The following is a 12,731-nucleotide window of genomic DNA, read 5'->3' as shown; positions in this document are numbered from 1 at the left end:
GATGCCGAAGCTCACACTTCTCTCGGCCGACGGCGCGACGTCGGCGGTCTCGCTGAACGAGTCCCCGGGCTACACGAAGCCCGGGGGCCCGCTCCGCAGCCGCGTGGCGTATGCCGCCGCGCACGTCGTGCCCCACACCTGGGCCGACAACACCCCGGGCCGTCCCGCCGAGGTCGACTGGGACGCCACGCTGGACTTCCGCCGCTCGGTGTACTCCTGGGGTCTCGGCGTCGCCGACGCCATGGACACCGCACAGCGGAACATGGGTCTGGACGCCGCCGCGACGCGCGACCTCATCGCCCGCTCGGCGCAGGTCGCCCGCGAGGAGGGCGGCTCGGTCGTCGTCGGCGTCAACACCGACCATGTCGACGAGGAGCGCATCTCGATCGACCAGGTCATCGACGCCTACAAGGAGCAGCTGCACTTCACCGAGGAGCAGGGTGCCGGCCCGGTGCTGATGGCGTCCCGCCACCTCGCGCGGGTCGCGCAGTCGGCCGACGACTACCGGCGCGTCTACCGCGAGGTGCTGCAGTCCGCGACCGCCCCGGTCGTGCTGCACTGGCTCGGCACCGCCTTCGACCCGGTGCTGGAGGGCTACTTCGGGTCGCCCGACTGGCGCGACGCGTCGGCGGTGCTGCTGGAGATCATCGAGGAGAACGCCGACAAGGTCGCGGGCGTCAAGATGAGCCTGCTCGACGCGGCCTCCGAGGTGTCGGTGCGCGAGCGCCTGCCCAAGGGCGTGCGCATGTTCACCGGCGACGACTTCAACTACGTCGGCCTCATCGGCGGGCAGGACGTGCCCGACGCGACGCAGCCGGCCCGCAACCCCGACAGCGCCCGTCAGCACTCGGACGCGCTGCTCGGCGCCTTCGCCGCGATCACGCCGGTCGCGTCGGCGGCCATCCAGGCGCTGGACGCGGGCGATCCGGCACGCTACCTCCAGATCCTCGGCCCCACCGAGGAGCTCAGCCGCCAGGTGTTCGCCGCGCCCACGTTCTACTACAAGACCGGCGTCGCGTTCCTTTCGTGGCTCAACGGCCACCAGCCGGCGTTCCAGATGGTCGGCGGCCTGCACTCCGCGCGCAGCCTCCCCCACCTGTCGCGCATCGTCGAGCTCGCGAACGCGTCGCTCGCCCTGGAGAAGCCCGAGCTCGCCGCCATCCGCTGGCACGGCATGCTGCGTCACAACGGCATCGACGTCCCGGGGGTGATCGCGTGACCGTGGACCCGCGTCTGTCGATCAACCAGGCCACCATCAAGCACGCCGACCTGGCGACCGCGCTGCGCGTGACCGCCGAAGCGGGCGTGCAGGCGATCGGCCTGTGGCGCGAGCCCGTGCAGCAGGTGGGCCTGGCCACGGCCGCCTCGATGCTGACCGACTCGGGCCTGCGCTTCACGACGCACTGCCGCGCCGGCTTCTTCACGATGCCCGAGGGGCCCGACCGCCGGGCGTCGATCGACGACAACCGCGTCGCCATCGAAGAGGCGGCGACGCTCGCGGCGGCCGGGGCCGAGGGGTCGACCGCCATCCTCGTGCTCGTCGCGGGCGGTCTGCCCGAGGGGTCGCGCGACCTGATCGGCGCGCGCGAGCGCGTGCGCGACGCGGTCGGCGAGCTGGTTCCGGATGCCGCGGCCGCCGGTGTGACGCTCGCGATCGAGCCGCTGCATCCGATGTACGCCTCCGACCGCTGCGTCGTCTCGACGCTCGGCCAGGCGCTCGACATCGCGGCGGACTTCGACCCCGCCGTCGTGGGCGCGACCGTCGACACGTTCCACATCTGGTGGGACCCGGACGTGCTCTCGTCGATCGAGCGCGCGGGCCGCGAGGGCCGCATCGCCACGTACCAGGTCTGCGACTGGAAGACGCCGCTCCCCGCGGACGTGCTGCTCGGCCGCCAATACCCGGGCGACGGCGTCATCGACTTCGCATCGCTCACGCGCGCGGTCGAGGCCACCGGCTACGACCGCGACATCGAGGTCGAGATCTTCAACGAGGACATCTGGGCCACCGACCCGCTCGTCGCCGTGCAGCGCACGGCCGCCGGGTTCGGGGCATCCGTCACTCCTCACCTGCGCGCTCGCGTCGCGCACTGACGCGCCGCATGGGCACCGGAGCGCTCGCGGGGTACGCCGATTGGCCGGCCTACCTCGCGGGCGCTTCCGTGCTCTCGCCGGCCGATCCGCGCCGTCGGGCGCTGGCCGAGGTGCTCGGAGTGCGGGTCGCGCCCGCCCGCGACGTCCGTGTCGAGCGGACCTGGACCGCCGCGGGTGTGGAGGGACGCGAGCTCACGTGGTGGCTCGGGTTCGGCCCGCGCACGCGTGCGTTCCTGCTGACTCCCGTCGGGGCGCATGGGCCGCTCCCCGGGGTGCTGACTCTTCACGCGCACGGCGGGGTCCGCTCCACCGGAGCCGAGCAGCTCGTCGACACGGGGCACGCTCCGAGCCCGTCGGCCGCGCGCATGCGTGCGCGCTGCTACGCCGGCCGCACCCTCGCGAACGATCTCGCTCGTGACGGCTTCGCGGTGCTCGCGCCCGACGCCTTCTCGTGGGCAAGCCGGGCGTTCGACCTGTCGTCGCCTCCCGCCGTGCTCGCGCGTCTCGGTGAGGCACTGGACGCGCTGCACCGCGAGCGGGGCGAGACCCTCTCCCCCGACGAGCGCTTCGACGAGCTGTCGTCGCTGCACGAGTACGGCCTGGCCAAGGCCGCGGGTGCGCTCGGCACGAGCTTCGCGGGAGCCGTCGCCACCGACGACCTGGCGGCGGCCGGGGTGCTCGCCGGGCTCGCCGAGGTCGACGCGTCGCGGCTGGGCGTCGTCGGGTTCTCAGGAGGCGGCGGTCGTGCGCTGTTCACCGCCGCGCTGGACGACAGGTTCGCGGTGACGGCGATCGCCGGCATGATGGCGACGTCGGCGTCGCTCGTGCCCGACTATCTGGAGACCCACTCGTGGCTGCTGCACAGTCCGGGACTGGCCGCACGCTTCGACCTGCCCGACATCGCCGCGCTCGGGCAGCGTGTGCTCGTGCAGTACGGCGCACGTGACGAGCTGTTCCCCCGTGAGGGGATGACGGATGCCGACACCCGCCTGCGCGCTCTGCTCGGGTCGCGCTACACCGGCGCGTGGCATGACGCACCGCACGAGTTCACGGCCGCGATGCAGGACGAGGCGCGGGGGTTCCTGCGGTCCGCTCTCGCGGTCTGACGCCTACCCGGCGACGGCCCGCACCGTGATCCGCTCACCGGGCACACCGTGATCGGCGGGTCGCGTCTTCGGTGATCGCGGGCGGCCGCGTGGCTGTGCGGCCGCTGCGGTCAGCGGTCCGACGCCGCGGCGAGCGCGCGGAGCTCGGTCAGACGCGGGGTGGCCGAGCCCGCCGCCTCGATGCGCACCGGCAGATCCAACGCGCCGGTCGCGTCGCCGAGCGGCACCTCGCGCGTCCCGTCGCTCGACGACGCCGGCACGACCTCGTCGAGCACCACCGCGCCGGCCACGACGACACGCACGCGGGAGTCCTCGTCGCCGCCGAGCCACGACAGTCGCAGCGCGTCGGCCGTGCCGCTCCAGTCGCGCAGCGTCACCGCAATCGTGCCGCGGGTCCGACGCCAGCGGGTGTCGCCGCGCACGCCGATCTCCTCGTCGGTGGCCGTGAGGGCGTGGTCGGACTCCGGCTGCTGCTCACCGAATGCGACGACGTCCCGGGTGCGGGCTTCGAGACCGAGCGAGGCGGTGTCGATCCGCTCGAGCGCCGCCCGCCGGGCCGGCACGTCCCGGGGGTCGGCGGCGAGCGGCCACGCCACGATGTAGCGGGCGTCGTGGACCCCGGCGAACGGCTCGAGATCGACGCTGCCGCCGTCCGCGGTGGGCACGCGCACCGAGCCCGGGCCGAGCCGGACGGCGTGCTCGAGGGCGTCGGCTGTCAGCACCGGTGCGCCGGCGAGCGGGCGGAGCGCGCCGACCGCGATGTGCCCCATGCGTGCGCCGGTGCCGCGGTAGGCGACCGCGTCGTCGGGCACGCGGTGCGCGAGCACATCGGGGCCGTCGACGATCCACGCCCAGTCCGACCCGTCCGCCGCGCGCTCCCAGCGCAGGCTGCGCGCGAGCGACAGCTGCACGACCGTCTCGCCCTCCGCCGCGTCGAACCGCAGCCGCGAGCCGGCGGGTGCGCGCCGCGGGGCGGCATCCGTCACCCCCTCGGCGATGGTCGCGAGCGCGTCGCCGTCGACCCAGCCGGGGACCAGCGCGGCCACGCGGGTGGGGCCGGCGGCCCGCACGCGGAGCGTGACGTCCACGGCCGCGGCGTCGGAGCGGTCGTCGACGGCGATCACGACCTCGGCCCCGTCGGACTCGAACCGCGACGGCACGAGCGCGTTGACGCGCACCTCGTCCGGTGCGACGGAGTAGACCAGCGCGGCGTGGCGCGACTGCGCCTCGAAGCCCGAGCCCATGCAGCACCAGAATCCCTCGGCCTCGGGCGAGTAGACGCGGTAGTGCGCGGGCCGCTGCGGCGTGAAGTACACGAGTCCGCCGTGGACCGGATGCTGCGCTGAGCGCAGGTGGTTCGCGCGGGCCCGCTCCGCCCACAGCACGTATGCGTCGTCGCCGGTGAGCTGATGCAGCTCGGCAGCGAGCTTGACCATGTTGTGCGTGTTGCACGTCTCCGGCCCCTCGCGCGCCGTGAGCATGCTGGAGAGGTCCTGCGGGAAGTGCTCGCGCACGCTGTTGCCGCCGATTGCGGCGCTGCGACGGCGGGCGACGCGCTCGAAGAAGAAACGGGCCGCGGCACCCTCGCGCGCCTCGATTACGGTCAGGAGCTCCGGCGCGAGCTCGCGGGCCGCACGCTCGATGGTGGCGAATCCGACGACCACCGGGATCTGCGTGTTGGCATGCAGCCCGTCGAGCTCGTCGCGTCCCGCAGCCAGCGGTTCGGCCAGCCCGCGACGCACGAAGCGGCGGGCGAGATGCAGATGGGCGGGCTCGCGCGTGAGCAGCGCCAGCCGCGCGAAGGCCTCGGTCATGCCCCCGAACTCGCAGTCGAGGATGGGCTCGAACGTGTCGTCCCCGAGCTCGCCGGTCACGCGGAGCCACCACGCACCGAGGTCGTCGAGCGTCGCCCGCGCGTCGGGGTCGCCGGTCAGCTCGGCGGCGTCGATGAGCCCGGCGAGGGTCTTGTGCAGGTTGTACAGCGGCACCCACCGCCCGTTGAGGTGGAAGGCGCCCGCCTCCACCCGGCCGGCGCGCAGCTCGTCCCACAGCGCCTCTCCGTCCGGCACGCCGCCGACGTAGCCGCTGCCGCGCGCGAGCTGACAGTGACGGATGCCGCGCACCAGCGTTCGTGCGAGCTGTGCGGCGGCCTCGTCCCCCGCGGCGGCCAGCGTGCTCGCGGCCGACAGGACGTGGCCGGCGGTGTGACCGTCGAGCCCATCGGACTCCCACCCTCCGTACGGCTCGGCGTGCTGGGCGAGGCCGGCCTCCCGACGGAACGGGGCGAGGAGCCGCTCGGGATCCAGCCGCTGCAGCGTCGCGCTCACGGTGCGCTGCGCGTCGAGGTCGAGGCCGGGCGCGAGGCGCACGCGCGCGGGTGGTGCGAAGGGAACGGTGGCGGGCAGCGCGACGCTCGATGCGGCGGGTCGTGTCATGGTGCTCCTCGGGGACGACGCTGTTGCCGAGAGGATCTCGAGCAGGATTGGGAAACCGCTTCCCAATCTAGTGCTCGAACCGGACACAGGGCCTAGACTCTGGCTCGTGAGCGACATCATCGCGCCGACCCGAGGCGCCGCCACCCTTCACGACGTCGCGCGCGAGGCCGGAGTCTCGCTCGCGACCGCGTCGCGTGTGCTCAACGGCTCGACCCGCAAGGTCGCCGAGAGCTACCGCGAGCGCGTCCAGGCCGCCGCCGACAAGCTCGGCTACACGGCGAACCTGTCGGCGCAGGCGACCGCGCGCGGCACGGCCGCGATCGTCGCCCTCCTCGTGGCCGACATCGCCGACCCGTACTTCGGCCAGCTCGCGTCCGGCGTGGCGCGGGGTGCCGACGAGGCCGGCCTCGTGGTGACCATCGCCATCACCGAGCGCGACCCGCAGCGCGAGGTCAAGCTCGTCCGCGCGCTGCGCGGCCAGCGCCCGCGCGGCCTCATCCTCGCGGCCTCCCGCGTGGAGGGCCCCGACGCGGTGGGACTCCAGGGCGAGCTCGACGCCTTCTCGCAGATGGGCGGGCGGGTCGTCGTGGTCGGGCCCGGCGGCGGGTCCGCCCGGTCGGTCGCCGTCGACAACCGCGGCGGCTCGGCCGCGCTCGGCGCCCAGCTGGCGGGCGTCGGCTATCGCGACGCGATCGTGGTCGCGGCATCTGAGGGCATCCGCACCTCGGACGACCGCATCGCCGGCTTCACCGAGGGCTTCACGTCCGCCGGCGGCACCGTGCGTGAGGTGCGCCGCGGGGGCTTCACGCGCGACGCGGGCTATGCCGCCGCCACCGAGCTGCTGCAGGGCGACGTGCCCGCCGGCACCCTGATCTTCGGCATCAGCGACGTCGTGGCCATCGGCGTCATGTCCGCCGTGCGCGACGCCGGGCGCAGAGTCGGCGACGACATCGCCGTCGCCGGCTTCGACGACATCGCGACCGGCCGCGACATCCGCCCCGGGCTCACCACGGTCCGCGTCCCGCTCGAGGACCTCGGCTACCGCGCCCTGCACGCCGCGACCGACGCGGAGTGGGAGGACGACGAGCCGTCCCTGCCCCTCGAGGTGATCCTCCGCGGCAGCACGCCGCCGCGGGCCTGACCCCGCCGGGCGACGCGCCGCCGGGCGCCGCGTCGCCGGGCGCCGTGTCGCGGGGTCGCGGGGACGCCGGGCGCCGGTTCGCGGGCCGCCGGGCGCGGGGTCGCGAGGTCGCCGGGTCGAGGCATCCGTCGCCCGTCTTGCGCCGCTGTGGCGCCTGCGCGCACGATCCGAGATTCGGAGAATCCGCTGGTTTTCGGATCGAGATGCCGCGCGCGATCCGGAAACCGGCGAGAAGTCCGAATTCCGGATCCGCAAAAGGGCACGCGCGCGAGACCCGAGCCCCCGAGCCCGCGAAAGGGCACGCGCACGAACCCCCGAGCCCCCGGACGGCAGGGCCCACAACCCCCAGAGTGCGCGACCCCTCCCCACCGCGGGCGGGGAAACGTTTCCGGGTAGGCTGAGCGCGCCCCGGACCGAAGGAGCACCCGATGCCTCGCCCGCCACGCGCCGACGGATCGCGCGTCACCATCGCCGACGTCGCCGCTCGCGCCGGCGTGTCGCTGTCGACGGTGTCGCGCGCGCTGAACGGCAACCCGACCGTCGATCCGGCTCTCGCGGAGCGGGTGAAGGATGCCGCGGCCGCCCTCGACTACACCGCGAGCCCCGTCGCGCGCAGCCTGGTGCTCGGGCGCACGCAGACGGTGGCGGTCGTCGTTCCCGACCTCGGCAACCCCACGTTCCAGGCGATCCTCCGCGGGCTCAGCCGTGCCGCCGCCGCTGACGACTACCACGTGCTCGTCGCCGACTCGGCGGAGTCCGTCGACGAGGAGCGCGTCCTCGCCGGCGCGACGCGGCGCCGCACCGACGGCGTCATCCTGTGCTCGCCGCGCCTGCCGCAGGACGAGCTCGACCGCCTCGTGGGGGGCCTGCGCCCCGTCGTGCTGATCAACCGCGCGTCGGGCGACGTGCCGAGCGTGCGTGCGGACTACCGCAGCGCGCTGGCCGCCGAGCTCGCGCACCTCCACGCACTCGGTCACCGCCGCATCGTGTTCCTGGCGGGAGCCCCGCGCAGCGTGGCGAACGCGGCCCGGCTCGAGGCGATCGCCGGCTTCGTGGCCGCGCACCCCGACACCGACGTCACCGAGATCCCCTGCGGCGTCGACTTCGAGTCGGGCGCCGCCGCCGGCGACGACGTGCTCGCCTCGGGTGCGACGGCCGCGCTCGCCTTCAACGATCTCGTCGCGATGGGTCTCTTGAGCGCCGTGCAGGCCCGCGGATGCCGCGTCCCGGCCGACCTGTCGATCGTGGGCTTCGACGACATCCCGTTCGCCCGGTACACGACTCCGCCCCTGACGACGGCGGCCGTGCCCGCCGCCGAGCTCGGCGCACAGGCATGGGCGCGGATGCGGCAGCTGCTGGAAGGCGCGGAGCCGGGGCATCCGCTCACCCTCCTCCCCGAGGTCACCGTCCGGGGAACGACGGGACCCGCCGCCGCGTGACGCCGGCACCGCGGCACTGATCCGGTTTCGAGGACGGCCCCACGGGCCCCGTGCTATCCTGAGAAAACGTTTCCTGAAGGAGAGAGATGAGCCACCGCCGGTATGCCCTCGTCGGTGCGGGACACCGCGCTCAGATGTACGTCGACGCGATCATCGGGCGCTACGCGGACGACGCGGCGCTCGTGGCGATCTGCGAGCCCAACCCGGTGCGCGCGCAGTACTACGTCGACCGCGTCACCGAAGCGGGCCTGCCCGCGCCCGCGGTGTACGGCCCGGACGACCTCGAGGCGATGGTCCGCGAGCAGCGGGTGGACCGCGTGGTGATCTGCGCGCGCGACGACCTGCACGCGCCGTTGATCGTCAGGTCGCTGGATGCCGGCGCCGACGTCGTCGTCGAGAAGCCGCTGACCATCGACGGGCCGTCCGCTGCGGCGATCGAGGACGCCATCGACCGCACCGGCCGCGAGGTCGTCATCACCTTCAACTACCGCTACTCCCCGCGCAACTCCGCGCTGCGCCAGGTCATCCAGGACGGCGTCATCGGCGAGGTCACGAGCGTGGACTTCTCGTGGGTGCTGGACACCAAGCACGGGGCGGACTACTTCCGCCGGTGGCACCGCGAGAAGGAGCACTCCGGGGGCCTGCTGGTCCACAAGGCCAGCCACCACTTCGATCTGGTGAACTGGTGGATCCGCTCCGCGCCCCGGCGCGTCTACGCGTCGGGCGGCCTCCGCTTCTACGGGGCCGACAACGCCGCGGCCCGCGGCATCGGGAACCGTCCCGCCCGCGGCACCCACGACGGTGCCGACGCGTTCGAGCTGGACCTGCGCGACGACGAGCGCCTCAAGGCGCTCTACCTGGACGCGGAGCAGCACGACGGCTACCTGCGCGACCGGGACGTGTTCGGCGAGGGCATCACCATCGAGGACAACCTCGCCCTGGTCGTGGACTACGCCTCCGGCGCGACCCTGTCGTACTCGCTGAACGCCCACGCGCCGTGGGAGGGCTACCGGGTCGCGGTCAACGGCACGCTCGGCCGCGCCGAGCTCGAGGTCGTCGAGCGCGGTGCCGTGCTCGCCGACGAGGGCCTGCACCCCGTGCTCGACCCGTCCGCCGTCCACGCCGGCGCATCCGGATCGCTCCGCCCCGAAGGCGAGCGGCTCATCGTGCAGCGGCACTGGGAGGCGGCCTACGAGGTGCCGCTCGAGGGCAACAGCGACGGCCACGGCGGCGGCGACGCCCTGCTCCTGGCCGACGTGTTCGAAGGTCCCGGCGACGACCCGCTGGCCCGCCCCGCCGACTGGCGCGACGGCGTCCGCTCCATCGCCGTCGGCATCGCCGGCAACCGCTCGCTCGAGACCGGGCTCCCCGTCCAGGTCGCCGAGCTCGGCATCCGCCTCCTCACCACGCCCGCCGCCGAAGCGGCCGCGGTCCGCGCATGAGCCGGATCGCCGTCACCGGCGGCGCGGGACGCCTCGGCCGCAGCCTCGTCGCGGGACTCGCGGCGGCGGGTCATGAGCTGGTGTCGCTCGATCGCGCCGTGTCTGATGCCCCCGAGCTGGGCGACGTCGAGCAGGTCGCCGTGGACCTCACCGAGACGGATGCCGCCGCCCGCGCGATCGCCGGCACGCGGGCGGACGCGCTCATCCACCTCGCCGCCATCGCGGTGCCGTTCAGCGCACCAGAGGATGTGATCCTCCGCACGAACGCGACGATGGCGCTCAACGTGCTCTCGGCCGGCGCGCACGCGGGCATCCGCAGGATCGTGACCGCGTCGAGCCCCACGGTGCTGGGCTACGGCGCGCCCACCGGGTGGCTGCCCGAGCGGCTCCCTCTCGACGAGGAGTCGACGCCGAAGCCCTGGAATGCCTACGCGCTGTCCAAGCACCTCGCCGAGCAGACCATCGCGATGCTCGCCCGCCAGACCGGCGACGCCGTCCGCTTCGCGGCCTTCCGCCCCTGCTACGTCATCGCGCCCGAGGAGTGGCAGGGCGCCCTCACGCAGCAGGGCCACACGGTGCACGAGCGGCTGGCGGATCCGGCGCTGTCGGCGCCCGCCCTCTTCAACTACGTCGATGCCCGCGACGTCGCCACGTTCGTCGATACGCTGCTGCTGGCCCTGCCCGAGATCCCGAACGCCGAGGTGTTCTTCGTCGGCGCCGACGACGCGCTGGCGCGCCGGCCGCTCGCCGAGCTGCTGCCCCGGTTCGTCCCCGGCACCGAGGACCTCGCCGCCGAGCTGACGGGCACGGCCCCCGCGTTCTCCAACGCCAAAGCCCGTCGCGTGCTCGGCTGGCGTCCCGCGCACACCTGGCGCGGCGAGCTCGGCGAGCCCGCGTACGACCCTGCCCCCTCTTCCGACCTCGCCCGAAAGGACGTGCTGGCGTGAACTTCGACGGCATCCTCTTCTTCCCCGTCACGCCGTTCGACGCCCAGGGACGCGTCGACGAGGACCTGCTGCGCACCCACATCGCCACGACGCTCGAGCACTCACCCGGCGGCGTGTTCCCGGCGTGCGGCACGGGCGAGTTCCACGCGCTGTCCACCGACGAGGCGACACGCGTCGTGCAGGTCGCGACCGAGACCGTCGCCGGCCGCGTGCCCGTCGTCGCCGGCACCGGCGGCCCGCTCGGCCACGCGACGACGCTCGCCCGCGCGGCCGCCGATGCCGGAGCAGATGCGCTGCTCGTGCTGCCGCCCTACCTCGTCGGCGGCCCGCAGGCGGGACTGGTGGCGTACGTCGAGGCGGTGGCCGCGGCATCCGATCTCCCCGTCGTGATCTACCACCGCGGCAACGCCCAGTACTCCGTCGACTCGGTGCGCCGCCTGGCGCGCAACCCGAAGGTCGTCGGCTTCAAGGACGGGGTCGGCGATGTCGGCCTCGCGCAGCAGATCGTGCGCGCCGTCGCCGCGGAGGGTCGCGACGACTTCGCCTTCTTCAACGGCCTGCTGACCGCCGAGCTGACGCAGGGCGCGTACCGGGGCATCGGCATCCCGCTGTACTCGTCGGCGGCGTTCGCGATGATCCCCGAGGTCGCGGGGGCGTACTACCGCGCGTACGTCGACGGCGACGAGGTGCGCCGCGCGGAGCTGCTCGACGGCTTCTACTCGCCCCTCGTGCAGCTGCGCGATGAGACCCCGGGCTTCGGCGTCTCGCTCATCAAGACGGGCCTGCGGCTCGGCGGGCTCCCGGTCGGCTCCGTGCGTGCGCCGCTCGTCGACCCGACCCCGGCGCAGGAGGAGCGCCTGGCCGAGATCCTCGAGGCGGGACGGGCGCTGCTGCCATGACCCGCGCTCGCGAGGCCGTGTCGGATGCCGCGGGCGCGGCGTTCGAGGCCGCACCGACGATCGCCGCCTTCGACGCGCGTCTGGTCCGGATCGCCCTGACGCGCCCGTGGGCCGCGGACGTCACGTCGGTGGGCGTCATCGCCACGCACGTGGTGCGGTCGGACGGCGCCGAGGGCTGGGGCTTCGCGTGGACGCCGCAGATCGGTGCCGAGGCGGTCCACGCCCTGCTCGCGAACGACATCGCGGCCTTCGCCATCGGGCGCACCGCCGACCCGGGCGCCGAGTGGCTCACGCTGTGGCAGCACCTCCACGAGGCGGGAGGGGGCGGGATCACGACGATCGCGCAGGCGGGCCTCGACCTCGCACTGTGGGATGCCGCGACCCGCGCCGCCGGGACGTCGCTGACCGGCTTCCTCGGCGCCCAGCGCGAACGGGTGACGGCCTACGGCTCGGGCGTGAACCTGCACTACACGCAGGATGAGCTCGTCGCCCAGGCGCGACGCTGGGTCGACGCCGGCTTCGGCGCCGTGAAGGTCAAGGTCGGCAAGCCCGATGTCGCGGAGGACCTCGAGCGCCTGCGGGCCGTCCGCGAGGTGCTCGGCCCGGACCGCGCGCTCATGATCGACGCGAACCAGCGATGGGAGCTCGACCGCGCCACGCGCTCGCTGGAGGTGCTCGCCGAGGTGTCGCCAGCGTGGATCGAGGAGCCGCTGCGCGCCGACGACCTGTACGGGCACGTCGAACTGTCCCAGCGCCTCGCCGCCTCGAGCGGGATCCCGATCGCCGTGGGCGAGAACCTGCACAACGTCTACCGCTTCGACGACTTCCTGCGGCTGGGCGCCGCGCAGATCGTGCAGCCCAACGTGGTGCGCGTCGGCGGGATCACGCCGTTCCTCGGCATCGCGGCGATCGCCGCCGAGTACGGCGCGGCCCTGCACCCCCATCTGCTGCCGGAGCTCTCGGGCCAGCTCGCGCTGTGCCTGCGCGCCGTGCCCGGCGTCGCCGAGCCCATGGTCGAGGACGTCGAGGACGCCGGTTTCGCCTCCCTCGGCGCCCTCCGCGACGCATCCCCGGTGCGCATCGCCGACGGCACCCTCACCGACGTCCCCCACGCCGGCCTCGGCATCCGATTCTCATGACTCCCGTCTCCCGCCCCCCTGGTTCGTTCGCCGCGCCTGTCCGCCGTCACCCGTGATCCGCGTACGCCTGCGACGGACGAGCACGACGG

The 12,731-nt window shown here is 74.1% G+C and carries 10 protein-coding genes; 9 read left to right on the top strand and 1 reads right to left on the bottom strand.

Features of this window, described 5'->3' with window-relative positions; genetic code table 11:
* Window position 1: 1 nt before the first annotated feature.
* From V6R91_RS05335 to V6R91_RS05325, 3 genes are read left to right on the top strand one after another with little or no spacing between them, the layout of a single operon-like run.
* Entirely contained in the window at window positions 2–1,219 is a 1,218-nt protein-coding gene (locus V6R91_RS05335; RefSeq protein WP_336394543.1) for a dihydrodipicolinate synthase family protein, read from the top strand.
* Window positions 1,216–2,094, top strand: coding sequence for a sugar phosphate isomerase/epimerase family protein (locus V6R91_RS05330; protein ID WP_336394542.1), 879 nt, complete (start codon window positions 1,216–1,218; stop codon window positions 2,092–2,094). The genes V6R91_RS05335 and V6R91_RS05330 overlap by 4 nt, the downstream gene beginning before the upstream one ends.
* An 8-nt stretch (window positions 2,095–2,102) precedes the next feature.
* Window positions 2,103–3,200: an acetylxylan esterase gene (locus V6R91_RS05325; protein ID WP_336394541.1), complete on the top strand. Its 1,098-nt coding sequence runs from the start codon at window positions 2,103–2,105 to the stop codon at window positions 3,198–3,200.
* A 110-nt stretch (window positions 3,201–3,310) separates the two neighbouring features.
* Here V6R91_RS05325 and V6R91_RS05320 read toward each other — a convergent pair whose 3' ends face one another.
* Window positions 3,311–5,635: a beta-L-arabinofuranosidase domain-containing protein gene (locus tag V6R91_RS05320; protein ID WP_336394540.1), complete on the bottom strand. Its 2,325-nt coding sequence runs from the start codon at window positions 5,633–5,635 to the stop codon at window positions 3,311–3,313.
* Window positions 5,636–5,741: 106 nt separating this feature from the next.
* On the opposite strand from V6R91_RS05320, the gene V6R91_RS05315 reads away from it, so the two are divergent.
* The 6 genes from V6R91_RS05315 (at window position 5,742) to V6R91_RS05290 (ending at window position 12,642) form a co-directional block, all read left to right on the top strand.
* Complete coding sequence (locus V6R91_RS05315) at window positions 5,742–6,776, top strand: LacI family DNA-binding transcriptional regulator (protein WP_336394539.1); 1,035 nt, start codon at window positions 5,742–5,744, stop codon at window positions 6,774–6,776.
* Between the two features lie 428 nt (window positions 6,777–7,204).
* A complete protein-coding gene (locus V6R91_RS05310) occupies window positions 7,205–8,215 on the top strand; it encodes a LacI family DNA-binding transcriptional regulator (protein WP_336394538.1) in 1,011 nt (336 codons plus the stop codon).
* A gap of 86 nt (window positions 8,216–8,301) precedes the next feature.
* Entirely contained in the window at window positions 8,302–9,657 is a 1,356-nt protein-coding gene (locus V6R91_RS05305) for a Gfo/Idh/MocA family protein (protein WP_336394537.1), read from the top strand.
* Window positions 9,654–10,604 carry an NAD-dependent epimerase/dehydratase family protein gene (locus V6R91_RS05300; protein ID WP_336394536.1) on the top strand — a complete coding sequence of 317 codons (951 nt, stop codon included), beginning with the start codon at window positions 9,654–9,656 and terminating at the stop codon, window positions 10,602–10,604. The genes V6R91_RS05305 and V6R91_RS05300 overlap by 4 nt, the downstream gene beginning before the upstream one ends.
* Complete coding sequence (locus V6R91_RS05295; protein ID WP_336394535.1) at window positions 10,601–11,503, top strand: 5-dehydro-4-deoxyglucarate dehydratase; 903 nt, start codon at window positions 10,601–10,603, stop codon at window positions 11,501–11,503. Before V6R91_RS05300 ends, V6R91_RS05295 begins: the two co-directional genes overlap by 4 nt.
* A complete protein-coding gene (locus tag V6R91_RS05290) occupies window positions 11,500–12,642 on the top strand; it encodes a mandelate racemase/muconate lactonizing enzyme family protein (RefSeq protein WP_336394534.1) in 1,143 nt (380 codons plus the stop codon). The genes V6R91_RS05295 and V6R91_RS05290 overlap by 4 nt, the downstream gene beginning before the upstream one ends.
* Window positions 12,643–12,731: the final 89 nt, after the last annotated feature.

The organism is Microbacterium sp. CCNWLW41, from assembly GCF_037083505.1.
This window is presented reverse-complemented; position numbering and strand designations above follow the sequence as displayed.

What these genes read in the sequence shown, in the direction of transcription:
- V6R91_RS05305 (WP_336394537.1), top strand. Translation starts at nt 8,302, where the DNA reads ATGAGCCACCGCCGGTATGCCCTCGTCGGTGCGGGACACCGCGCTCAG.
- V6R91_RS05290 (WP_336394534.1), top strand. Translation starts at nt 11,500, where the DNA reads ATGACCCGCGCTCGCGAGGCCGTGTCGGATGCCGCGGGCGCGGCGTTC.
- V6R91_RS05300 (WP_336394536.1), top strand. Translation starts at nt 9,654, where the DNA reads ATGAGCCGGATCGCCGTCACCGGCGGCGCGGGACGCCTCGGCCGCAGC.
- V6R91_RS05325 (WP_336394541.1), top strand. Translation starts at nt 2,103, where the DNA reads ATGGGCACCGGAGCGCTCGCGGGGTACGCCGATTGGCCGGCCTACCTC.
- V6R91_RS05320 (WP_336394540.1), bottom strand. Translation starts at nt 5,635, where the DNA reads ATGACACGACCCGCCGCATCGAGCGTCGCGCTGCCCGCCACCGTTCCC.
- V6R91_RS05335 (WP_336394543.1), top strand. Translation starts at nt 2, where the DNA reads ATGCCGAAGCTCACACTTCTCTCGGCCGACGGCGCGACGTCGGCGGTC.
- V6R91_RS05310 (WP_336394538.1), top strand. Translation starts at nt 7,205, where the DNA reads ATGCCTCGCCCGCCACGCGCCGACGGATCGCGCGTCACCATCGCCGAC.